This window comes from Vallitalea guaymasensis (assembly GCF_018141425.1).
Taxonomy (GTDB): Bacteria; Bacillota; Clostridia; order Lachnospirales; family Vallitaleaceae; genus Vallitalea; species Vallitalea guaymasensis.
Genome location: NZ_CP058561.1, coordinates 4,282,135 through 4,305,928 on the forward strand (window position 1 = coordinate 4,282,135; position 23,794 = coordinate 4,305,928).

Annotated in this window: 19 protein-coding genes and 1 other RNA gene; 18 read left to right on the forward strand and 2 right to left on the reverse strand. The window is 32.4% G+C overall.

Annotated features, from left to right (window positions below; all coding sequences use genetic code 11):
* Positions 1-50: 50 nt before the first annotated feature.
* The 6 genes from queA to mnmA all read left to right on the forward strand — a co-directional run bounded on the left by queA (position 51) and on the right by mnmA (position 7,222).
* Positions 51-1,076: a tRNA preQ1(34) S-adenosylmethionine ribosyltransferase-isomerase QueA gene (queA, locus tag HYG85_RS18320; RefSeq protein WP_212690881.1), complete on the forward strand. Its 1,026-nt coding sequence runs from the start codon at positions 51-53 to the stop codon at positions 1,074-1,076.
* 312 nt (positions 1,077-1,388) lie between these two features.
* Positions 1,389-3,764, forward strand: a complete 2,376-nt coding sequence (locus HYG85_RS18325; protein WP_212690882.1) for an ATP-dependent Clp protease ATP-binding subunit — start codon at positions 1,389-1,391, stop codon at positions 3,762-3,764.
* 143 nt (positions 3,765-3,907) lie between these two features.
* Positions 3,908-4,327 (forward strand): RrF2 family transcriptional regulator, encoded by a 420-nt coding sequence (locus HYG85_RS18330; protein ID WP_212690883.1) that lies wholly within the window; start codon positions 3,908-3,910, stop codon positions 4,325-4,327.
* A gap of 53 nt (positions 4,328-4,380) precedes the next feature.
* Positions 4,381-5,562, forward strand: coding sequence for a cysteine desulfurase NifS (nifS, locus tag HYG85_RS18335; protein WP_193774827.1), 1,182 nt, complete (start codon positions 4,381-4,383; stop codon positions 5,560-5,562).
* A 51-nt stretch (positions 5,563-5,613) separates the two neighbouring features.
* The gene (gene nifU, locus HYG85_RS18340; RefSeq protein ID WP_212690884.1) at positions 5,614-6,054 is read left to right on the forward strand and encodes a Fe-S cluster assembly scaffold protein NifU; all 441 of its coding nucleotides are present in this window, start codon (positions 5,614-5,616) and stop codon (positions 6,052-6,054) included.
* A gap of 85 nt (positions 6,055-6,139) precedes the next feature.
* Complete coding sequence (gene mnmA, locus HYG85_RS18345; RefSeq protein ID WP_212690885.1) at positions 6,140-7,222, forward strand: tRNA 2-thiouridine(34) synthase MnmA; 1,083 nt, start codon at positions 6,140-6,142, stop codon at positions 7,220-7,222.
* Positions 7,223-7,486: 264 nt separating this feature from the next.
* Here mnmA and HYG85_RS18350 read toward each other — a convergent pair whose 3' ends face one another.
* Together HYG85_RS18350 and HYG85_RS18355 are read right to left on the reverse strand one after the other, a co-directional pair.
* Positions 7,487-8,485 carry a patatin-like phospholipase family protein gene (locus HYG85_RS18350; protein WP_212690886.1) on the reverse strand — a complete coding sequence of 333 codons (999 nt, stop codon included), beginning with the start codon at positions 8,483-8,485 and terminating at the stop codon, positions 7,487-7,489.
* Between the two features lie 142 nt (positions 8,486-8,627).
* Positions 8,628-9,440 (reverse strand): histidinol-phosphatase HisJ family protein, encoded by an 813-nt coding sequence (locus tag HYG85_RS18355; protein WP_212690887.1) that lies wholly within the window; start codon positions 9,438-9,440, stop codon positions 8,628-8,630.
* A gap of 449 nt (positions 9,441-9,889) precedes the next feature.
* Here HYG85_RS18355 and HYG85_RS18360 point away from each other — a divergent pair, with 449 nt between their 5' ends.
* The 12 genes from HYG85_RS18360 to ssrA all read left to right on the forward strand — a co-directional run bounded on the left by HYG85_RS18360 (position 9,890) and on the right by ssrA (position 23,674).
* Entirely contained in the window at positions 9,890-11,560 is a 1,671-nt protein-coding gene (locus HYG85_RS18360) for a Na/Pi cotransporter family protein (protein WP_212690888.1), read from the forward strand.
* Positions 11,561-11,747: 187 nt separating this feature from the next.
* Entirely contained in the window at positions 11,748-12,779 is a 1,032-nt protein-coding gene (locus HYG85_RS18365; protein ID WP_212690889.1) for a sugar-binding transcriptional regulator, read from the forward strand.
* Positions 12,780-12,847: 68 nt separating this feature from the next.
* Entirely contained in the window at positions 12,848-13,837 is a 990-nt protein-coding gene (gene gap / locus HYG85_RS18370; protein ID WP_113676120.1) for a type I glyceraldehyde-3-phosphate dehydrogenase, read from the forward strand.
* 190 nt (positions 13,838-14,027) lie between these two features.
* Complete coding sequence (locus HYG85_RS18375) at positions 14,028-15,221, forward strand: phosphoglycerate kinase (protein ID WP_212690890.1); 1,194 nt, start codon at positions 14,028-14,030, stop codon at positions 15,219-15,221.
* A gap of 26 nt (positions 15,222-15,247) precedes the next feature.
* Positions 15,248-15,997 carry a triose-phosphate isomerase gene (gene tpiA / locus HYG85_RS18380; RefSeq protein WP_212693789.1) on the forward strand — a complete coding sequence of 250 codons (750 nt, stop codon included), beginning with the start codon at positions 15,248-15,250 and terminating at the stop codon, positions 15,995-15,997.
* Positions 15,998-16,075: 78 nt separating this feature from the next.
* Complete coding sequence (gene gpmI / locus HYG85_RS18385; RefSeq protein WP_212690891.1) at positions 16,076-17,614, forward strand: 2,3-bisphosphoglycerate-independent phosphoglycerate mutase; 1,539 nt, start codon at positions 16,076-16,078, stop codon at positions 17,612-17,614.
* A 216-nt stretch (positions 17,615-17,830) separates the two neighbouring features.
* Positions 17,831-19,150, forward strand: coding sequence for a phosphopyruvate hydratase (eno, locus tag HYG85_RS18390; RefSeq protein ID WP_212690892.1), 1,320 nt, complete (start codon positions 17,831-17,833; stop codon positions 19,148-19,150).
* Between the two features lie 60 nt (positions 19,151-19,210).
* Positions 19,211-19,879 (forward strand): PHP domain-containing protein, encoded by a 669-nt coding sequence (locus HYG85_RS18395; protein WP_212690893.1) that lies wholly within the window; start codon positions 19,211-19,213, stop codon positions 19,877-19,879.
* A gap of 135 nt (positions 19,880-20,014) precedes the next feature.
* A complete protein-coding gene (gene secG / locus HYG85_RS18400; RefSeq protein WP_113676115.1) occupies positions 20,015-20,263 on the forward strand; it encodes a preprotein translocase subunit SecG in 249 nt (82 codons plus the stop codon).
* Positions 20,264-20,470: 207 nt separating this feature from the next.
* On the forward strand, positions 20,471-22,624 hold the full coding sequence (gene rnr / locus HYG85_RS18405) for a ribonuclease R (protein WP_212690894.1): 2,154 nt from the start codon (positions 20,471-20,473) through the stop codon (positions 22,622-22,624).
* 140 nt (positions 22,625-22,764) lie between these two features.
* Entirely contained in the window at positions 22,765-23,226 is a 462-nt protein-coding gene (smpB, locus tag HYG85_RS18410; protein WP_113676113.1) for an SsrA-binding protein SmpB, read from the forward strand.
* Between the two features lie 85 nt (positions 23,227-23,311).
* Positions 23,312-23,674, forward strand: a transfer-messenger RNA (tmRNA) gene (gene ssrA / locus HYG85_RS18415).
* The last annotated feature ends 120 nt before the right edge of the window (positions 23,675-23,794 follow it).

Sequence of the window (23,794 nt, forward strand, 5' to 3'; positions counted from 1 at the left end):
TATCATGAATGATATTTAGTAAATATATTTAGAAGGAATAGGAGACATTAATGAAACGTAAAGATTTTGATTTTAATTTACCAGAGGAATTAATTGCACAGGATCCTTTGAAGGACAGGTCAAGTTCAAGGATGTTAGTACTTAATAAAGAAACAGGGGAAACTAAGCATAAAATATTCAAGGATATTATAGATTATTTAGATAAAGGTGATTGCTTAGTATTGAATAATACAAGAGTAATACCAGCAAGATTAATTGGAAGTAGAGAAAAAACTCATGGAAAAGTTGAGTTCTTATTATTAAAAAGACTAGAAAATGATAATTGGGAAGTAATGGTAAAACCAGGTAGGAAAGCAAAACCTGGTGATAGAATAGAATTTGGTAATGGTTTATTGAAGGCAGAGGTCTTAGAAGTTGTTGAGGGTGGAAATAGAATAGCTAGATTTGAGTATGAAGGTATATTTGAACAAGTATTGGATGAACTAGGACAAATGCCTCTACCACCTTATATAACACATCAATTGGAAGATAAAGAGAGATATCAAACTGTTTATGCAAAACATAGAGGATCTGCGGCAGCGCCAACGGCAGGATTACATTTTACACCTGACCTATTGAAGGCAGTTGAAGATAAAGGAATAAAGATTGCTTATGTAACTCTCCATGTAGGACTCGGAACTTTTAGACCAGTAAAAGTTGATGATATACTAGAGCATACAATGCATTCTGAATATTATTGGATTGAAGAGGAAGAAGCAGATAAAATTAATGAAACCAAGAAAAACGGTGGAAGAGTTATTGCAGTTGGGACAACCAGTAGTCGTACTTTGGAATCTGTTGCTGACGATAACGGTTATGTAAAAGCATCAAAAGGATGGACAGACATATTCATTTATCCAGGTTATAAATTCAAAGTGGTAGATGCTTTGATTACTAACTTCCATTTGCCAGAATCAACATTGATTATGTTAGTTTCAGCGCTAGCAGGAAGAGAAAATGTATTAAATGCTTATAAAATTGCAGTATATGAAAGATATAGATTCTTTAGTTTTGGAGATGCGATGCTTATTAAATAACAAAAATAGTAAGTAAGAACTTTTGTTTAGAAATATAATAGATAAAAACACGCAAAGCAACAACAAGACAGGGTTACTGATGTTTACAGTAAGTCTGTTTTTTATAACTAAAATTAGAAACTATTATATAGCTGTTTTATATTGGAAAAAATAAGAATATAATATAGAAAAATTGTTAATAAACTGTTAATTTCATAAATAATTTAGTAAATAATATGGACTAATAACTGTAAATGTGTTAAGTTAATAAGATAGTAAGGATAAAAGTAACTAAGCAGATAGTTGTTTGTTTTTATATAGGAGATGATATATATGAAGTGCTCAATTTGCCATAAAAATACAGCAGTTGTTTTTGTTTCAAAGATAGTTGATGGAAAGCAAGAACGTTTAGGTATGTGTCTTCCATGTGCACAAAAAAGTGGTATCGCACCTCTAGACCAGCTAATGGGTCAAAGTGGTATGAGTCCAGAAGAATTTGAGAATGTTAATCAACAGATGATGACTATGTTTGAAAATGTGGATATGGATGAATTAACATCTTCAATGAGCGATCCTGATGGAGCGGAAGGCGGTAATTCTTTTATGAATTTATTAAATAGTGCCTTTTCTGGATTGAAAAATAGTAATAAATCAGAGTTTCAACCTGAAGAAGATATAGAACAGGAACAGGATCAAGAACAAATACCTAATACAAATAATCCTTCTGGTTCTGGTGTTAGAACTAAGAAGAAAAAGGCTGCCAAGAAAAATAAGCGTAAATATCTTGATACTTATGGTATTAATTTAACAGAAAATGCCATTAATGGTAAAGTAGATAGAATTATTGGTAGAAATAGAGAAATAGATAGAGTTATACAGATATTGAACCGTCGTTCTAAAAATAATCCTATTCTCATTGGAGAACCAGGGGTAGGTAAAACGGCAATTGCTGAGGGGCTTGCAGTAAGGATAGTGGAAAATCAAATACCTGCAAAACTAATTGGTACCGAAATCTACTTGTTGGATTTGACCGCTGTTGTTGCTGGTACACAATTTAGAGGACAGTTTGAATCTAGAATGAAAGCTATAATCAACGAAGCAAAAGAGTGTGGTAACGTAATACTTGTTATAGATGAAGTCCATAACATTGTTGGAGCTGGTGAAGCAGAAGGCGGTTCAATGAATGCTGCTAATATTTTAAAACCTGCTTTAGCTAGAGGTGAAATACAAGTAATAGGTGCTACAACCCTTGATGAATACAGAAAACACATAGAAAAGGATACAGCATTAGAAAGAAGATTCCAGCCTGTTAAGGTTGATGAACCTAGTGCTGAAGATAGTATAGAGATACTAAAAGGGATTAAGAATTATTACGAGGATTTTCATAAGGTTAAGATATCAGATGAGATTATAGAATATGCAGTAAACCTTTCAGAAAGATATATCAACGATAGATTTCTACCTGATAAGGCAATTGATGTCATTGATGAAGCTGGTTCTCGTGCTAATTTATTAAATCTAGGATTAGTTGAATTAGAAGCATTAAGAAGAGAATTAAGCAAAGTCATTGATGAGAAAGAAGAAGCGGCAGCAAATGATGATTATGAAAAAGCTGCTAGGTGTAAAGTAAGTGAGTTTGAATTGCTTTCTAAGATTGAAAAGATAGAGAAACAATGTAATAACGTAGCTATTAATAAGGAAGATATCGCATATGTTATTGAAGCATGGACTAAGATTCCTGTTCAAAACATATCTGAATCAGAAGCTAAGAAACTTCTTAACTTAGAAGATAGATTGCATGAGAGAGTTATAGGACAAGAGAATGCAGTTGTTAGGTTATCTAAATCAATTAGAAGAAATCGTTCTGGATTCAGAAAGAGGAAAAAACCTTCATCATTTATTTTTGTAGGTCCTACTGGTGTAGGTAAGACTGAATTGACTAAGGCTTTGGCTCATGAATTATATGGTACAGAAGATGCTATGATCAGATTTGATATGTCAGAGTTCATGGAGAAACATACTGTATCCAAATTGATTGGAGCACCTCCAGGATACGTAGGATTTGATCAAGCTGGTCAGCTTACTGAAAAAGTAAGACGTAAACCATATTCAGTTATATTGTTAGATGAAATTGAGAAGGCTCATGCTGATGTTTTTAATATTCTACTTCAGATATTAGAAGATGGAAGACTGACTGATAATACTGGACGTGTGGTAAGTTTTGAAGATACTGTAGTTATTATGACATCTAATGCAGGTACAGCTCAGAAAACTAATGGTATTGGTTTTGGTAAAAATGATTTTGACAGTCTTGAACGTAAATGCAAAGAAGCTTTAGAACAGGTATTTAGACCTGAATTTCTTAATAGAGTAGATGAGACGGTAGTATTTACTGAGTTGAATAAGGATGAACTTAGAGATATTATTGATTTGATGTTGAATGAAGTAATTACAGAAGCAAAACTTAAGAATATTACTATTAAGATTGCTGAGGACATCAAAGAATTCATCTTGGAAAAAGGTTATGATGCAAAATATGGTGCTAGACCATTAAGAAGAACGATACAAAGATATATTGAAGATGAGATTGCCGAAAGTTACATTAAGGGTAATATAAAAGATGGTTGTACGGCAATTCTTAATTTGAAAGATGATAAGATTGTGATTAAAGTAAAGGATAAAGATATAGATACAATTGAACATGAATAATATTTGTAGGCTGCCTAATGGGTGGCCTATAATATTGTTTAAAATATTTTGTATACACATATTGACATTTGTAAAAAAAAATGATAATCTTATAATACATTTAAATCCTAGTATTCTACTAGGAATTGAATTGAGGTGTTAGTATGAAATTATCGACGAGAGGTAGATATGGTTTGAGAGCTATGGTAGATCTAGTTGTGAATAGCAAGGAAACCAATATCTCGTTAAAAAGCATATCCCAGCGGCAAGGTATTTCCATGAACTATCTTGAACAAATTATTTCTGTTCTTAAGAAATCAGGGTATGTTAAAAGTGTAAGAGGTGCAAAAGGTGGATATTCATTGGCAAAATCGCCCAAGGATATTTCTGTTGGAGATATTTTAAGAGCACTAGAAGGTGACCTTAATCCGGTGGATTGTGCTTTGGTTAATGAAGATAAACAATGTGATGAAGCTGATTGCTGTATTACAAAGGTTGTTTGGAAAAAAATTAGTGATAGTATTAATGACGTCGTTAATAATATATCATTGCAAGATTTGGTAGAAGGTCATAATGATTTATAGTAAAATCTAGAAGAATATGATTAATAAAATATACAGTAAAAGAGGAGATAAAGATGGATAGAAGAGTATATTTTGATAATGCTGCTACAACTAGTGTTCATCCAGAAGTGTTGGAAGCAATGTTACCATATTTTACACAAAATTTTGGTAATCCTTCAAGTATATATGAAATAGGACAAATTAATAAAAATGCTATAGATGATGCAAGAGAGCAAGTTGCGAAATTAATAGGTGCCAAGCCAGTAGAAATATTTTTTACTAGTGGAGCGACAGAAGCTGATAACTGGGCTATAAAAGGTATAGCAGAGAGTTATAAGAATAAAGGAAATCATATTATAACTTCAACTGTTGAACATCACGCTGTTTTACACACATGTGAATATCTTGAGAAAAATGGATTTGAAGTTACTTATTTACCTGTTGATGAAAATGGATTGATAAGTATAGACGATCTTAAGAATGCAATAAAAGATACAACAATCCTAATAACAATTATGTTTGCTAATAATGAGATAGGAACTATTCAGCCAATAAAAGAGATTGGTGAAGTAGCTAGAGAAAATAAAATTATTTTCCATACTGATGCTGTACAAGCTATCGGACAGGTTCCAGTAGATGTAGAAGATATGAATATTGATATGTTATCATTGACTGGTCATAAGCTCAATGGACCAAAAGGTACAGGTGCCTTGTATGTTAAGAAAGGGATTAAGCTTAAGGCTTTCATTCACGGTGGAGCTCAAGAGAGAAGACGTCGTGGTGGAACAGAGAATGTTCCAGGTATTGTTGGATTAGGTAAAGCATCAGAGATTGCTGAATCCAACATGGAAGAAAAGACTAAGAAATTAAATAAATTAAGAGATAAATTGATAAAAGGCATTAAGGAAGAAATACCATATTGCAAGTTGAATGGTGACCCAGTAAAAAGATTACCTAACAATGTTAATTATAGTTTTGAATTCATTGAAGGAGAATCCTTACTTATTATGTTAGACATGAAAGGTATAAGTGCATCTAGCGGTTCTGCCTGTACATCAGGTTCACTTGATCCATCTCATGTATTATTAGGTATTGGTCTTCCTCATGAAATAGCACATGGTTCATTAAGATTAACTTTAGGAATTGATAATACAGAAGAAGATGTAGATTATATTATTGAAGTATTACCAGGAATAGTTAAGAGATTAAGAGATATGTCACCTTTATATGAGGATTTTGTAAAAAACAATAAATAGAGTAAATAATTAGGTACTTATTAATAAATAAAAAAAATTGAGGTGTTAGTTATGTATACTAAAAAAGTAATGGATCATTTTGTTAATCCTAGAAATATGGGAGAACTTGAAAATGCAGACGGTGTTGGTACTGTTGGAAACGCTAAATGTGGGGACATTATGCGTATCTACCTAAAAGTGGAAGATGAAATTATCAAAGATGTAACTTTTAAAACTTTTGGATGTGGTGCTGCAGTAGCAACAAGTAGTATTGCAACAGAATTAGTTAAGGGAAAATCAATAAAAGATGCTTTGAAAATTACTAATGATGCAGTTGTAGAAGCGCTAGATGGATTACCAAAAGCTAAAATACACTGTTCATTATTAGCTGAGGAAGCTTTACATGCAGCTTTATGGGATTATTCTAAGAAACATGGTATTGATATAGAAGGGTTAGAGCCACCAAAGGCAGATATACATGATGACCATCCTATTGATACAGATGATGAATAGAAAATATTAATAGGGCTATTCAATGATAAAACTGATTTATGAATAATACTTAAAAAGTTGTGTAATATATAGAACAGGTGATTAAATGGACAGAGAAAAAGTAGTAGTTGGTATGTCAGGTGGAGTTGATAGCTCTGTTGCGGCTTATCTACTAAAGGAACAAGGTTACGATGTTATCGGAGTAACAATGCAGATATGGCAGGATGAAGAAACAGATATTCAAGAAGAAAATGCTGGATGTTGTGGCCTTAGTGCTGTAGATGATGCGCGTCGTGTTGCAGATGCTCTTGGAATTCCCTATTATGTTATGAATTTCAAAGGAGAGTTCAAGGATAGCGTTATAGATTATTTCGTTGATGAATATCAGAAAGGTAATACGCCTAATCCTTGTATTGCATGTAATAGATATGTAAAATGGGAATCAATGCTTAAAAGAAGTCTTGCTATAGGTGCTAAGTATATAGCAACAGGGCATTATGCCAGGGTTATAGAATTACCTAATGGAAGATATACATTAAAGAAAGCTGTTGGTATAAGAAAAGATCAGACTTATGCATTATATAACCTAACTCAAGATCAATTAAAACATACACTTATGCCAGTTGGTGAGTATTCCAAAGAAGAAGTAAGGAAAATTGCAGAAAAGATAAATGTAAGAATTGCCAATAAACCAGATAGTCAAGAAATTTGTTTTGTCCCTGATAATGATTATTCAGCTTTTATAGAAGAGTATACTAATAAAAAAGTCCCTGAGGGTAATTTTGTAGATATGAATGGAAAAGTCTTAGGTAGACATAAGGGGATAATTAATTATACGGTAGGTCAACGCAAGGGGCTTGGATTATCTTTAGGGAAACCAGCTTTTGTTGTAGAGATAAGACCTGATACTAATGAAGTTGTTATCGGTGACAATAGTGATGTATTCAGTGATACGCTATATGCTGATAATGTTAATCTAATGGCAATAGAAGAGATAGAAGGCAAGTTGAAGGTAGAAGCGAAGATTCGTTATAGTCATAAACCTGCTTTGTGTACTATAGAGATGGTTGATGAAGATACATTGAAATGTGTATTTGATGAACCCCAGAGAGCTATAACACCGGGGCAAGCAGTGGTGTTTTATGATGGGGATATTCTTATTGGTGGAGGAAATATAATAAGAAGATAGGGAATTTTTATAAAAATCAAGTGGACAACGGTAGTATAATTAAAACCATATATAGTGATAATCACTTTCATTACGTTTGTTGTTTTATCTGTTTTAGTAAGGATACAACAAGCCGTAAAAGGCGTTTTTATCACTATATATGGTTATTTATTTGTCGTACAACATTGAGTAAAATATGATTTGGATGCAACTTTTAGCAAGGGATATATTGAACTTATTGAAATGGGGAATAGATGATTAGGTTCAATATATATAATTAGACTGTTAGATATTTAGTAGTTTGACTAGTTGATTTATTTTGTGTCTGTTTAGTAGGATAAGTTCGGCGGCTTTTCCTTTTAGGAAGTCTATATTTCTTTCTGATGAATCGTCTAATTCGGAGGATATTCCATTGAGGGATATTTCAAATCTATATTCTTTGACGTCATCCATGCTGTTGATGATGTAGTTGTCGCTTTCCATTTGGGAATCCATGTATGCAGTTAGTAGAGGGATTCCGTTGATAGGGTTCATCCATCCTAGGACTCCCCATTTTTTTACTTTTTTACATTCGTAGGTTCTTACATATTCGCCGGTACCCAAGGATACAATTATGTATTGTTTTGCATGGGGGTATAGTTTTTTGGCGTATGTATAGGCGCATAGTGAAGGGTTATTGCAGAATATTCCTCCATCTACAAAGCAGTAAGATTCACCTGATGTTATGGATTTCACATTAGCAGGAGGTAAGTATGTAGGTGCAGCTGATGATGATAGACCAACGTCTTTTAGGAAAAAATTATGGTAGTAATCTTTTACGTCTATACGATGTTTGAATAAATATGGTCTCATGGATATCATATCATAGGCAGGTATAATTAAATTGGATAGAGAATCTTCCAGTGTAAGGTTCTTGAAGTTTTGTCGCAGTAATCTGCGCAGTGGTCTGCCATTGTATTTAGGTCGAAAGAAGTGTTTGATTGTTTGACATATTTCACATTTTGCTTCTGGAAATATTTCTTTTGTTTTGTTTTCGTACAAGTCCAATAATAGATCCAGTCTTTCGTGATCCGTATAATCTTCTGGTGGTTTTATTAACATTAATGATATTAATGAGCCAGTAGAAGTTCCTGATATTACATCAAATAAATCGTAAAAAGGTGTTTTATTACCAAAACTATCTAATTCATTTCTAAGATGGTCTAGAAATATACATGGAATTAGACCTCGTACACCTCCGCCATCAATAGAGAGAATCTTAACAATATCTTTTTTATTAATCATGTCAACACCTAAAGAGTTTCTTACTTAAATTATATATGAAACTTCTTGTCTTTTATAACTAAATAAGAAAAAGCATTTTGCTTCCTAGTAATCTTAAACATAATCACAAAATTCTTTTTCTTCTAATAGCTTACTGTTGACTTTAATCAGGTATTTTAATGAATTCAGGTTTTCTTTGTTCAAATACTGTAAAATATTTGAAACCGCATTCTTTTAAAACTTTATAAGCCCCATCAAAGTTATATGCAAGATGTTCAGGAAAGTGAGCGTCGGAACCCACTGTTATTATTTCGCCCCCTAATTGTCTGTACCTTTGTAAAATCTCTATATTAGGATGTGGTTCGTTTAGATTTTTGCGATAACCGGAGGTATTAAGTTCTATTCCATGACCTGTTTCTATAATTTGCATTAATATTTTATCGATAAGTTCACTATAATTATAGTAGTATAATTTTTTATCTTCATAATGTCCATAACGAATTATATAATCAAGGTGACCGTATACATTATAATTGTCGTAGTTGGTTACATTGTGTAGAATGTCTTCTAAGTACCTGGTATAAGCTTCTTTTTTTGTTTTATTGGAATAGTACGAACCAAAATATGGGTCAAGTTTATCTACAACATGTGTGGAAGCGATAACAAAATCAAAAGGGTAATCATTGATGACTTTATTGACAGTATCATATATATGTGGTTGCAGACCTAATTCTATACCAAACAATAATTGGATTTTATCTTTATATTTTTCTTTTAGTTCAAGAAATGTTTTGTAGTAATTAGGTAAGTCAATATCAAAGGCTAACTCAGGTGTGCTGGGATAATCATAGTCATAATGATCTGTAAAGCATAATTTAACAAAGTTGTGTTGGATAGCATGTAGAATCTGTGTTTCCATTGGATATTTGCAATCACCTGAAAACGATGTATGTGTATGGAAATCATAGTAACTCATATTTGACACCTTTCTTTCTATAAATAAATTTATGAAAATAATTACTTAATAAAATTAATGGTTTTTAATAATAATATATAATAAGTGAATTATTAAATAATTGGAAATGATTAAGATTAGTAATTATTAAAATCGTGTAGTAAAAAATGTATAAATCTTTATCTGAATATTATACTAAAAAACAATAAAAACAACAAGAGCTGTAAGTATATTGTTCAGTTATCACAGGTATATTTGGCATAATTACTAAAAAACGAGAGAAAAAAAATAATTATTGATAAATATTTTTGCTTGTTTTTGATGAAATGATTATGATACTATTAATGTGTTGTTAATAATAAATTAACATTTTATTTACATAATATTTAAATCTGTTATTTATTTTTAAGTTTCACTCTATTTATTCATCTAAGACAAAATATATATCACAATTAGGAGGAAATATCTAAATGAATTGGCTAACAAAGGAATACATATTTATATTTTTTGCATTTATTGGCGGTTTTGGTATGTTCCTATACGGTATGCACATTATGGCTGAAGGTCTTCAAAAATCAGCAGGTAATAAGATGAAAAGTCTTCTTGGTGCATTGACCAACAATAGATTTTTAGCAGTAACAGTTGGTGCACTGGTTACAGCCATTATTCAAAGTAGTTCTGCTTGTACTGTAATGGTAGTTGGATTTGTTAACGCAGGCTTATTCAATCTATCACAAGCTGTAGGAGTTATAATGGGAGCAAACATTGGTACAACCATTACTTCATGGATAGTATCAAGTCAAGAATGGTTAGTATTCTTGAAACCATCAAAATTAGCGCCATTAGCTATTGGAATAGGTGCCTTGTTATTATTTTTTGCAAAAAATCAACGTAAAAAACAAATTGGTGAGATTATCATTGGGTTTGGTCTATTATTCATAGGTCTTGAATATATGAAAGATGCAATAGAACCTTTCCAAGATTCACCAGCATTTACAGAAGCATTTAGAATGTTTGGAAGAAATCCAGTCTTAGGTATATTAACAGGTGCAGTCGTAACAGCTATCATTCAAAGTAGTTCGGCATCAGTTGGTATTTTGCAAACAGTAGCAACAGTAACTTTTGTTCCATGGAGCGCAGCTGTATATATTATTCTTGGACAAAACATTGGTACTTGTGTAACAGCAATGTTATCAAGTATTGGAGCTAATAAAACAGCTAAAAGAGCTGCTTATATCCATTTACTATTCAATGTCCTTGGTACAGTGATATTTGCAATACTATGTGTGGTATATTTTACATTCATTAATTCTAATTTTGGTAATAATGTAGCTGTCAACATGGTAGGTATCAGTATATTCCATACGGTTTTCAACATCAGTAATACAGTCCTTCTCTTCCCATTTGCAGATAAGCTTGTATCACTATCCAAGAGAATCGTAAGAGGTAAAGATGACGAAGATCAAACTGAAGAGCAGGTAGCCTTGAGACACCTTGATGATAGAATACTTGAAACTCCTAGTTTCGCTGTGGAAAATGCAATCAAAGAAGTTATACACATGGGCGATTTAGCTGTAGAAAATGCTAAACGTGCTACAACGGCTATTATAGAAAAAGATATGGAAAAAGTTAAGAAGGTCTATGAAGAAGAAAAGAACATTAATTCTTTAGAAAGACTTATCACTGAGTATTTAATCAAGATAAGCAACTCAGTTATCAACGAAAGGCAAAATGAGATTGTAACTAATCTATTCCATACAGTCAATGATATTGAACGTGTTGGAGACCATGCTGAGAATATAGCCGAACTTGCAGAGTACTTTATCGAAAATAATCTTACTTTCTCAGATAGTGCGAACCAAGAACTGTTGGATATATCAAATAGAGCTACTGAAACAATAGAACTTGCAATAAAGTCAAGAGAAAATGATGATGTTGACCTTGTTAGGAAGGTTGAACAAAACGAAGACCTAGTAGATGAATTAGAGGATGAGTTAAGAGAGAAACATATCAGGAGATTAGCTCAAAACATATGTGATTCAACTACTGGTGTGGTATTTCTAGATCTAATAAGCAATTACGAAAGAATATCAGACCATGCACTAAATATTGCTTATTATGTAAGAGATGAATTATTATAGATTAGTCAGGGGCAGATAACTGCCCCTTGTTATTATTTTATTAAAAACACAAAAAAAACTTGAAATTATATACTACATTGTTTATAATATAAATTGGGATGAATTGGTGGTTTAATTCCTTTTTTTTGAAGCAATAGGGACTATAATTGTTCATAGGGCCCGAGAAGGTACCGAAAGGTGATTTGTAATGGAAAATACCTTGTTAACACTTAAGAAAATTATTCCAAAAGAGATTGATATATTGCAACGAAGATACGAAATACTAAAGGGAATACATATTTATCAACCAATAGGAAGACGAAGCTTATCCCAAAAATTATCAATATCAGAAAAAATTATTAGGAATGAAACGGAATATTTGAAATCACAAGGTTTTATACTAGTATCAAGTGTTGGTATGAGTACTACTGATTCTGGAGATACTATACTGGATGATTTGAAAGAGATTATGCATCATGTTAAGGGTCTTAACTATATGGAAGAAGAAGTTAAGAGACTTATAGGTTGCAAAGAGGTAGTTGTCGTACCTGGTAATTCATCTGAATATGAAGAGATAAAAGAAAATATTGGAAAAGCTGCTGTTGATGTTTTATTAAAACACATAAAAGATAATACTATCATTGCTCTTACTGGTGGAAGTACAGTTTACAATGTAGTGAAATCTTTGAATAATAAACCAAATACATCCTATGAAAATGTGCTGGTTGTTCCAGCTAGAGGTAGTTTAAGGAATAATGTTGAATATCAAGCTAATACTATAGTATCTAAGCTTGCTAGGAAGCTAAATGGAGATTATGAACTTCTTAATATACCAGATAATCTAAGTAAAAAGGCACTAGACAGTGTAAGGAAAGAACCTGAAATCGAACAAACAATATCTAATATACTGAAAGCTAATATAATACTTTTTGGTATAGGTAATGCTTATGAGATGGCTGGAAGAAGGAACTTGCCTGAACCAGTTATGGATTTTCTTCATAGAAGACAGGCTGTCGCTGAAGCACTGGGTTATTATTTTAATAAAAATGGTGAAATAGTGTATACATCAAGGTCAATTGGTATAAAATTAGAACATATGACTAAGACTCCTTATCCTATAGCTGTAGCGGGAGGAGCAAAAAAGGCAGAAGCTATAATGGCTGTAAAGAATATTATTAAAAACGGTTCACTGATAATTGATGAAGATGCAGCCAATAGAATTATTGAGATTATGAAGTAAAACTAAAAATGTTTATTAACTGTTATACAGTTTAATATAAAAATTATAATTTTAGGAGGAACAAGAATATGGCAAAAATTGCAATTAATGGATTTGGACGTATCGGACGTAACGCATTTAAAGTAGCTATGGAACAAGGAGTTGACATCGTAGCTATTAATGATTTAACTGATGCTAATACATTAGCTCACTTATTAAAATATGATTCATGCTTTGGTAGATTTGAAGGAACTGTAGAAGTTGGAAACGGAACTTTAGTAGTTAATGGAAAAGAAATCAAAGTATTAGCAGAAAGAAATCCTGCAGATCTTCCTTGGAAAGAATTAGGTGTTGATATTGTTATTGAGTCAACTGGTTTATTCAGACAAAAAGAAAAAGCTCAATTACATATTGATGCTGGTGCAAAGAAAGTAATCATTTCAGCTCCTGGTAAAGGAACAAAATCAATTGTAATGGGTGTTAACGAAGAAGATTATAACCCAGCAGAAGATAATATCATTGATAACGCTTCTTGTACAACTAACTGTTTAGCACCATTCGCTAAAGTATTAAATGATACTTTCGGAATCAAAAGAGGTATCATGACTACAGTTCACTCATACACTAATGACCAAAGAATCTTAGACTTACCTCACGAAGATTTAAGAAGAGCTCGTGCAGCAGCTGAGTCTATTATCCCAACAACTACTGGAGCAGCTGAAGCAGTAGCTAAAGTTATCCCTTCATTAAAAGGTAAATTAACTGGTATGGCTATGCGTGTACCTACTCCTACAGTATCTGTTGTTGACTTAACAGTAGAATTAGGAAAAGAAGTAACAGTTGAAGAAGTTAATGGAGCTTTAAAAGCTGCATCAGAAGGAAGTAACGTACTTGGATATTCTGATGAGCCATTAGTATCAATTGATTACAGAAAAGATTCACGTTCATCAATCGTTGATGGATTAGCAACACTTGTTATGGAAGGAAGCTTAGTTAAAGTAGTTTCTTGGTATGATAACGAGTGGGGTTATTCAAACAGAATTATTGACTTAGCAAAATATGTAGCTGAAAGACTTTAATTAATATAAGTTTGAATAGATTTATATAAGGTCCATATGGTCCTCTCTTGTAGGTCAGACTATAGGGAGGACTTTTTTAATACTCATATGAGTATTAAAGTTGATTAGAAAAGTTAGAAAATTTCAAAATAAACTAGTTATATTGAGATTAACTAACATAAATCAAGTATTAGAAGGGAGACGACTACCAATGCTTAATAAAAAGACAGTTGACGATATAAATGTACAAGGTAAAAAAGTCTTAGTAAGATGTGACTTTAACGTACCTTTAAAAGATGGTGTAATTACAGATGAGAACCGTTTAACAGCAGCATTACCTACAATTAATAAATTAATTAAAGATGGTGCAAAAGTTATTCTTTGCTCACACCTTGGAAAACCAAAAGGAGAACCTAAGCCAGAGCTTTCACTTGCTCCAGTAGCAAAAAGACTTGCAGAATTATTAAATAAAGAAGTTGTTTTTGCAGCAGACGACAATGTAGTTGGTGACAATGCTAAAAAAGCAGTTGCTGACATGAAAGATGGAGATGTGGTACTTCTTCAAAATACTCGTTATAGAAAAGAAGAAACAAAAAATGGTGAAGATTTCAGTAAAGAATTAGGAAGTCTAGCTGAAATATTTGTTAATGATGCATTCGGAACTGCTCATAGAGCACATTGTTCTAATGTTGGAGTAACTAATTATGTTGATACTTGTGTAGTAGGTTATTTAATGCAAAAAGAAATTGATTTCTTAGGAAACGCTGTAAATAATCCAAAGAGACCTTTTGTAGCTATTCTTGGTGGAGCAAAAGTATCTGATAAAATAAATGTTATCAATAACCTTCTTGATAAAGTAGATACTCTAATCATAGGTGGAGGAATGGCTTATACATTCTTAAAAGCTATGGGTAATGAAGTTGGATTATCTTTACTTGAAGAAGATAAAATTGATTATGCAAGAGAAATGATTGAAAAAGCAAAAGAAAAAGGTGTTAATTTCTTATTACCAGTTGATAATGTAGTAGCACAAGAATTCAAGAATGATACACCATTCAAAACTGTAAAAAGAGGAATGATCGAACCTGATTGGGAAGGTCTTGATATTGGAGAAGAAACTAGAGAGATATTCGCTAATGCTGTAAAAGACGCTAAGACAGTTGTATGGAACGGACCAATGGGTGTATTCGAATTTGAAAACTTTGCAGGTGGAACAATTGCTGTAGCAAAAGCATTAGCTGAAACTGATGCAACAACTATCATAGGTGGTGGTGATTCAGCAGCAGCTGTTAACCAACTTGGATTCGGAGATAAAATGACTCATATTTCTACAGGTGGCGGAGCTTCACTTGAATTCTTAGAAGGAAAAGAATTACCAGGTGTTGCAGCAGCAAACGATAAATAGTTATAACAATATAAATGGAGGTTTTGATAATGCGTAAGATGATTATTGCAGGAAACTGGAAAATGAACAAAACTCCAAGAGAAGCATTAGCTTTAATTGAAGAGTTAAAACCATTAGTTAAAAATGATGATGTAGATGTTGTATTTTGTACACCTTATGTTTCATTAGTATTAGCTGTTGAAGCTACAAAAGATTGTAACATTGAAATAGGTGCTCAAAATATGTACTTTGAAGAAAGTGGAGCATACACTGGAGAGATTGCTCCAAACATGTTAACTGAAATTGGAGTTAAATACGTTGTATTAGGTCACTCCGAAAGAAGAGAATATTTTGGAGAAACTAATGAAATAGTTAATAAAAAAGTACTTAAAGCTATAGAACATGGCTTAACACCAATTATTTGCTGTGGTGAAACATTAGAGCAAAGAGAACAAGGAATAACAGTAGATCTTATAAGAGCACAAATCAAAGTTGCACTTAAAGACGTTGCAAAAGAAGATGCAAAAAATGTTGTTCTTGCTTACGAACCAATATGGGCTATAGGAACTGGTAAAACTGCTACATCAAAGCAAGCTGAAGAAGTTTGTGCAGCTATACGTCAAGTAGTTAAAGAAGTTTATGACCAAGAAGTAGCTGATGCAGTTAGAATTCAATATGGTGGAAGTGTTAATGCAGGCAATGCAAAAGAACTCTTCGCAATGGAAAATATTGATGGTGGATTAGTTGGTGGAGCTAGTCTGAAGGCTGATTTCGGTAAGGTAGTAAATTACAAATAATAATGATTATTAGATAAGGTTATGAATTTATTCATAACCTTCTAATCTATTATAGATTTGATAAGAAGGAGTTATGAAATGTCAAAAAAACCAACAGTATTAATGATATTAGATGGATTTGGACTCAATGAAAAGACTGAAGGTAATGGAGTTAAACTTGCAAATACACCTATAATGGATAAAATAATGAAAGAATATCCTTGTGTTGAAGGATTTGCTAGTGGATTAGATGTTGGATTACCTCATGGACAAATGGGTAATTCAGAAGTAGGGCATCTCAATATTGGTGCAGGAAGAATCGTATACCAAGAGCTTACTAGAATCACTAAAGAAATAGAAGATGGTGATTTCTTTAAAAATACAGCATTACTTGCTGCAATAGACAATTGTAAAGCAAATGATTCAGCATTGCATTTATATGGTCTATTATCAGACGGGGGCGTACACTCACATAATACACATTTATATGCTTTATTGAAATTAGCAAAAGAACATAATGTTGAAAAAGTATATGTACATGCATTTTTAGATGGTAGAGATACACCACCAGCTTCAGGTAAAGATTATATTGAAGAGTTAGAAGAAAAAATGAGAGAAATAGGCGTAGGTAAAATAGCTACTATAATTGGTCGCTATTACGCTATGGATAGAGATAATCGTTGGGAAAGAGAAAAACTTGCATATGATGCAATGGTAAAAGGTGAAGGAAAACTTGCTAAGAGTGCTTTAGCTGCTATACAAGGCTCATATCAAGAAGAGGTATATGATGAATTCGTACTTCCAACTGTTGTTTTAGCAGAAGGAGAACCAACTGGTAAGATTAGTGAAAACGATTCAATAATATGCTTTAACTTCAGACCAGACAGAGCTAGACAAATCACAAGAGCTTTTTGTGATGAAGAATTTGATAAATTTGAAAGAGAATTCTTCAAATTAACTTATGTTTGTTTTACAGATTATGACGTTACTATACCTAATAAAATAGTAGCATTCCATAAGGTTATGCTTGAAAATACTTTAGGTGAATATTTAGCTGATAAAGGATTAAAACAACTTAGATTGGCAGAAACAGAAAAATATGCTCATGTTACATTTTTCTTTAATGGTGGTATTGAAGAACCTAATGAAGGTGAAGATAGAATATTAGTACCATCACCAAAAGTTGCTACTTATGATTTACAGCCAGAGATGAGTGCTAATGAAGTGTGTGACAATCTAGTAAATGCTATTAAATCAGATAAATACGATCTTATCATCGTTAACTTTGCTAATCCTGATATGGTTGGACACACAGGAATAGAAAAAGCGGTAGTTAAAGCAGTTGAGACAGTTGACAGTTGTGTCGGAAGAACACTTGATGCTTTGATTGAAGCAGATGGTCAAATGTTCATCTGTGCTGACCATGGTAATTCAGAACAATTGATTGATTACAAAACTGGAGATCCATTTACAGCACATACAACTAATCCGGTTCCATTTATCTTAGTTAACTATAAAGATAGTGTAACACTCAGAGAAGGTGGAAAGTTAGCAGATATTGCACCTACACTACTTGAATTAATGGAAGTTGAGAAACCAGCTGAAATGACTGGAGAATCCTTATTAAAGGAAAAATAGATTAAACTTATTAAATGGTGTATATGTTAAGTTCAATATATATATAACTTATATTTTTTTAATTAGATATTAATATGGGTAAAATATAGAGTATAAGATTTATCTTATGAGTAATAATATATGTTGACCGATTCTATTAACTTGAAATATTGCATATATACAATATTTACCTTTTATTTAATATAATTCTTAATAGATACGAAAGGAGAAAAAAGTATGAAGAGTTTTGTAGAGATTATTGACGTTTATGCAAGAGAAATACTTGATTCAAGAGCGAACCCAACAGTAGAAGTAGAAGTAGTGACAGAAGACGGATATTTAGGACGTGCAGCAGTTCCTTCAGGAGCATCAACAGGAGCATTTGAAGCAGTGGAGCTTAGAGATGGTGGAGACCGTTATATGGGCAAAGGTGTAGAGAATGCTGTAGATAATGTTAATAATATTATCGCTGAAGAAATAATTGGAATGAATGCACTTGACCAAGTAAAAATTGACCAAAAATTAATTGAATTAGATGGAACTAACAACAAAGGTAAATTAGGAGCTAATGCTATTCTTGGTGTATCAATGGCAGTTGCAAAAGCAGCAGCAGAAGCTGTAGGTATGTCATTATATCAATACCTAGGTGGTTTTAATGCTAAAGTAATGCCTGTACCTATGATGAACATATTAAATGGTGGAGAGCATGCTGATAATACAGTTGATATTCAAGAATTTATGATTATGCCAGTAGGTGCAACTTCATTTAAAGATGCGCTAAAAATGTGTGCAGAAGTATATCATAATCTTAAAAAAGTTTTAAATGAAAAAGGTTTAGCAACTAGTATTGGTGATGAAGGTGGATTTGCACCTGATATAGCTTCATCTGAAGAAGTTATTCAAATCATTATTGATGCAATTGAAAGAGCTGGATATAAACCTGGTGATGATATGAGAATCGCTATGGACGTAGCAGCTTCAGAATTGTATAATGAAGAAACTGGTAAATACCACTTCCCTGGCGAAAGCAAAATGAAAGGTGAAGAAGTAATAAGAACTTCAGAAGAATTAGTTGACTATTACGAAGACCTACTTAACAAATTCCCAATCATCTCTATAGAAGATGGATTAGATGAAGAAGACTGGGAAGGATGGAAATTATTAACTGAAAGATTAGGAGACAGAGTACAATTAGTTGGAGACGATTTATTCGTAACTAATACTGAGAGATTAGAAAAAGGAATTGACCTTGGTGTTGCTAATTCTATCCTAATCAAAGTTAATCAAATTGGTACATTGACTGAAACATTTAATGCTATAGAAATGGCTAATAGAGCTGGTTATACAGCAGTTGTATCACATCGTTCTGGTGAAACAGAAGACAATACTATTGCTGATATAGTTGTAGCTGCTAATGCAGGACAAATTAAAACAGGAGCACCTTGTAGATCAGACCGTGTTGCTAAATATAATCAATTATTAAGAATTGAAGAAGAATTAGAAGATGCAGCTGAATATAGAGGAATTGATGCTTGGTTTAATTTAAAAGATAAATAATTAAATTAATAGACCTCGATTCGTCGGGGTCTTTAATTTTGCGATAAGTAGGTGAATATTATGTATAAATATGATTTACATGTTCATACAAAAGAGACTAGCCCCTGTGCTCACGTAGCAGCAGCTGATATGATAGCGGTTTATAGAGATAATGGTTATTCTGGTGTTGTAATTACTGACCATTATAGACCAGTGTTCTTTAACACTAGTGAATTTACAACTTGGGAAGAAAAAGTAGAGGACTTTTTAAGAGGATATAGGAACGCAAAATACCAAGGTGATAAATATGGTATGGATGTACTACTAGGAATTGAATTTGCTTTTAATAATACAAAAACAAATGATTTTCTTATATATGGTATCACTGAAGAAATGTTAATGAAATCTACAGATCTATTTAATTTGGGCTTTGAAGGTTTGAGTAAATTTTGTAAAGAAAATAATTTATTATTCTTTCAAGCACATCCATTAAGGGGATATTGTAATTTAGAGGATATAGCATTTTTGGATGGTGTTGAAGTACATAATGGAAATCCGCGTCATGATTCACATAACGATGAAATAGAAGTAATAGCTAGTGAAAATGATCTATATATGATTTCAGGTTCTGATTTCCATGAATATGGAGATGAAAATAATGGGGGAATTATTACTAGTAATAGAATAAAAACCAATGAGGATTTGATTGAAGTTTTAAAAAGTAAAGATTATACATTATTCAGAGGATAAAGCTGTACTTGCACTTTGCTTTTTGCAGACTGCAGCTACTTTTATTGGTATATAAAAATTTAACTAGAAAAAAATAGTTGAATTAATACATAGTTTGTGCTAAAATACTAGTGTTAAACTTTAGGAGGTGTAACCGTGGGAGCATTAATAATAATTGTTGAAATAGTATATTTCATATTATGTTTAGGACTAATTGCTGTAGTGCTTTTACAAAAAGGAAAAGCTGCAGGATTATCAGGTGCAATTGGTGGAGCTGCTGAAACTTATTGGGGTAAAAACAAGGCTCGTTCTATGGAAGGTAAATTAGAAAAATTTACTAGATTAGGAGCAATACTTTTTATTGTTTTATCTGTAGTATTAAGTTTATTAATTAAATACCAATAATAAAAGTAAAGCACTTTGCATCAAAGCAGGGTGTTTTTTTATTCTATAGTAAACTATACATTCAGTTCCTTTCCTGTTAGTTTAATTTTATATAAATAATAATAATTGATTTAACAAATACTATAGGTAAAAAATATATTAGTTTAATATATAAGCTATAATGGTTATATGAAGATGCTATAAAAAATAAATTTTTGAAGGTGAAATATGGAAAATACATTAGAAGAAAAAAAACAGGTATTGTTGGAGATAATTAATCACAAAGATTATAAACCAATGAAGATCAAAGAGCTAGGAATACTATTAAGTATTAATGGTGATGATGAAAAAAGAGCTATGCTAGAAGAAACATTAGAACAATTGATAGCTGAAGGAAAGATCATTAAAACAAAAAGAGGAAAATATGCAAGACCAGAAGCTGTAAATATGATTGTTGGAAAGTTCATAGCTCATGCTAAAGGTTTTGGATTTGTTGAAATTGAGGGTGAAGAGAATGATATCTTTATACCTGCCCCATATGTTAATGGTGCTTTTAACAATGATACAGTAGCCATAAAGCTTATTAGAAGAGATTCTAAGGGGAAACGTAAAGAGGGAGAAGTAATAAAGATAATCAAACGTAATGACAGCGATGTTATAGGAACATACCAAAAAAGCAAAAATTTTGGATTTGTTGTTGCGGATAACAAAAAGTTTACCAAGGATATTTTTATTTCCAAGAACAAGAGTAAAGGAGCAGTATCAGGTCATAAAGTAGTTGTAAAAATCACTGATTGGGGTAATGAAAGAAGAAATCCAGAAGGTGAGATTATTGAGATTATAGGACATATCAATGATCCTGGGACAGATATATTATCAATTGTAAGGAGTTATGAATTGCCAATGCAATTCCCTGATGCAGTTATGAACCAACTTGATTATATTCCATCTGAAGTAACAGAAGAAGATAAAGCAGGTAGGTTAGACCTTAGAGAAATTCAAATGGTAACAATAGATGGAGAAGATGCTAAAGATCTGGATGATGCAATAACCATTCAAAGAAATGAAGACGGTACATTTACTCTAGGTGTCCACATAGCTGATGTAACTAACTATGTTACAGAAGGGTCACCCCTTGATGTTGAGGCGTTAAGAAGAGGTACTAGTGTTTATTTAGTTGATAGGGTTATACCTATGTTGCCACACAAATTATCAAATGGTATTTGTTCTCTTAACATGGGAACAGACCGTCTAGCACTATCATGTCTTATGGACATTGATAAAAAAGGTAATGTAGTTAATCATAAAATTGCTGAAACCCTTATAAATGTAGATAGAAGAATGACTTATACCAATGTCAGGAAAATCCTATCTGACAAGGATCAGGAAGTTATAAGTGAATATAAAGATTTTGTAAAAATGTTTGAAGAGATGGAAGAATTAGCGGCTATTCTTAGAGATAAGAGAAAAAGAAGAGGTTCTATTGATTTTGATTTTGCAGAAACAAAAGTTATCCTTAATGAGAAGGGTGAGCCAATAGACATCATTCCTTATGATAGAAATGTAGCTACAAAAATTATTGAAGAGTTCATGTTATTAGCTAATGAAACTATAGCAGAAGATTTTTTCTGGCAGGAGCTTCCTTTTGTATATAGAACACATGAAGAACCAGACCCAGAAAGACTTGCTACTCTTGCCTCTTTTATTCACAATTTTGGTTACAATATAAAAGGCGAAGGAGAAATACATCCTAAGGAAATTCAAAAACTATTAATTGAAATTGAAGGAAAACCAGAAGAAGCTATTATCAGCAGATTAGCTCTTCGTTCAATGAAAAGAGCTTGTTATACAGTAACAGGTGATGGACATTATGGACTTGCAACCAAATACTACACTCATTTTACTTCACCTATTAGAAGATATCCAGACTTACAGATTCACAGAATCATTAAAGAAAATCTAAATGGTAAAATGGAAGAAAAAAGAATCAGGCATTTTAATGCTATATTGCCTAATGTTGCAAAACAAACATCTGAAACAGAAAGAACTGCTGAAGAGGCAGAAAGAGAAACTATTAAACTTAAAAAAGTTCAATATATGGAAAAACACATAGGTGAAAAATTCGAAGGGGTTATCTCTGGTGTAACAGCTTGGGGCTTATATGTAGAATTACCTAACACTGTTGAAGGACTTGTTCATGTCACAACTCTAGATGATGATTATTATATTTTTGATGAAAAGAAACATATTTTCATAGGTGAAAGAACAAGTAAGATATATAGAATGGGTGAACCTGTCAAGATAGCAGTTCTAAGTGTAAACAAAGTGGAGAGGACTATTGATTTTGAATTAGTTAGCGAAGATACAGAGGAAGAAGAATAGAAAATTATTACAAATTGTGAAAAAAATGTCCAAAGTATATATAAAATAACATTTAAGATATAAATTTCATCATCACATTACTTGCAATAATTATAATTTATGTTATAATATATCTCACGGCAAGTAATGGTGGTGATATTATGGCAAGTAATTATAAATTAATAGCACAAAATAAAAAAGCAAGGCATGATTATTTTATTGAAGATACTTATGAGGCAGGTATTGTTCTTGTAGGTACTGAGGTGAAATCCCTTAGAATGGGTAAATGCAGTATTAAAGAAAGTTTCATAAAAAATGTTGATGGTGAGTTATTTATATTGAATATGCATATTAGTCCTTATGAAAAAGGTAACATATTTAATAAAGACCCACTTAGAACAAGAAAACTTTTATTGAATCGTTATGAAATCAATAAGATTCAAGGTGCTGTTACAACCAAAGGTTATACTATCGTTCCAATAAAGGTCTATCTAAAAGGTGGTCTTATGAAAATGGAAATTGGTATAGCAAAAGGTAAGAAAAAGTATGACAAACGCCAAGATATTGCTAAGAAAGACCAACGTCGTGAAGCAGAAAAAAGGTTCAAAGTCAGTAACCTGTAATAAATCCTAGTTAATAATTAAAGATTCTAAGCTTACTGAGCATTTTATATGCATATTGTAGCTGAAAATCTTGATTATCATATACGGGGGTGTACTGGTTTCGACGGGGACATCAGAAGTACGAGCAGCCATTCGCAGATCACTGGGCCTGCGTCATCAACCTGGTAAATTAAATTAAACGCAGACGAAAATAATAATAATTTCGCATTTGCTGCCTAATTAGGTAGCTGTCTCACCTTAGTGACCCGTAGCTAGGGCTGAGGCACCAAATTAAACGGGGAACTTCACTTCCAAAGCTTTGAGGGAGAGGAAGACACTATGAAGCTACTAAAGTCTACAGCCTGTCGTTAGGCGTTAGATGGAGGGAATGTTAAAATAGCGACTGTAATGGGAGATACTCGGATGGATGGGTTTTCGGACAGGGGTTCGACTCCCCTCACCTCCATTAGTCAAATCCACGACAGGAAGATGTCGTGGATTTTTTATATATTTGGAAGAAGAGTGAATATATAGGAAATCATAACCAGAAAAGGCACTTAGGTATAATTGACCTTTTGTGATTTTCGTA

Bases quoted from the DNA above. Each gene is read 5' to 3' on its own strand.
- queA (WP_212690881.1), top strand. From the start codon at position 51: ATGAAACGTAAAGATTTTGATTTTAATTTACCAGAGGAATTAATTGCA.
- HYG85_RS18325 (WP_212690882.1), top strand. From the start codon at position 1,389: ATGAAGTGCTCAATTTGCCATAAAAATACAGCAGTTGTTTTTGTTTCA.
- HYG85_RS18330 (WP_212690883.1), top strand. From the start codon at position 3,908: ATGAAATTATCGACGAGAGGTAGATATGGTTTGAGAGCTATGGTAGAT.
- nifS (WP_193774827.1), top strand. From the start codon at position 4,381: ATGGATAGAAGAGTATATTTTGATAATGCTGCTACAACTAGTGTTCAT.
- nifU (WP_212690884.1), top strand. From the start codon at position 5,614: ATGTATACTAAAAAAGTAATGGATCATTTTGTTAATCCTAGAAATATG.
- mnmA (WP_212690885.1), top strand. From the start codon at position 6,140: ATGGACAGAGAAAAAGTAGTAGTTGGTATGTCAGGTGGAGTTGATAGC.
- HYG85_RS18350 (WP_212690886.1), bottom strand. From the start codon at position 8,485: ATGATTAATAAAAAAGATATTGTTAAGATTCTCTCTATTGATGGCGGA.
- HYG85_RS18355 (WP_212690887.1), bottom strand. From the start codon at position 9,440: ATGAGTTACTATGATTTCCATACACATACATCGTTTTCAGGTGATTGC.
- HYG85_RS18360 (WP_212690888.1), top strand. From the start codon at position 9,890: ATGAATTGGCTAACAAAGGAATACATATTTATATTTTTTGCATTTATT.
- HYG85_RS18365 (WP_212690889.1), top strand. From the start codon at position 11,748: ATGGAAAATACCTTGTTAACACTTAAGAAAATTATTCCAAAAGAGATT.
- gap (WP_113676120.1), top strand. From the start codon at position 12,848: ATGGCAAAAATTGCAATTAATGGATTTGGACGTATCGGACGTAACGCA.
- HYG85_RS18375 (WP_212690890.1), top strand. From the start codon at position 14,028: ATGCTTAATAAAAAGACAGTTGACGATATAAATGTACAAGGTAAAAAA.
- gpmI (WP_212690891.1), top strand. From the start codon at position 16,076: ATGTCAAAAAAACCAACAGTATTAATGATATTAGATGGATTTGGACTC.
- eno (WP_212690892.1), top strand. From the start codon at position 17,831: ATGAAGAGTTTTGTAGAGATTATTGACGTTTATGCAAGAGAAATACTT.
- HYG85_RS18395 (WP_212690893.1), top strand. From the start codon at position 19,211: ATGTATAAATATGATTTACATGTTCATACAAAAGAGACTAGCCCCTGT.
- rnr (WP_212690894.1), top strand. From the start codon at position 20,471: ATGGAAAATACATTAGAAGAAAAAAAACAGGTATTGTTGGAGATAATT.
- smpB (WP_113676113.1), top strand. From the start codon at position 22,765: ATGGCAAGTAATTATAAATTAATAGCACAAAATAAAAAAGCAAGGCAT.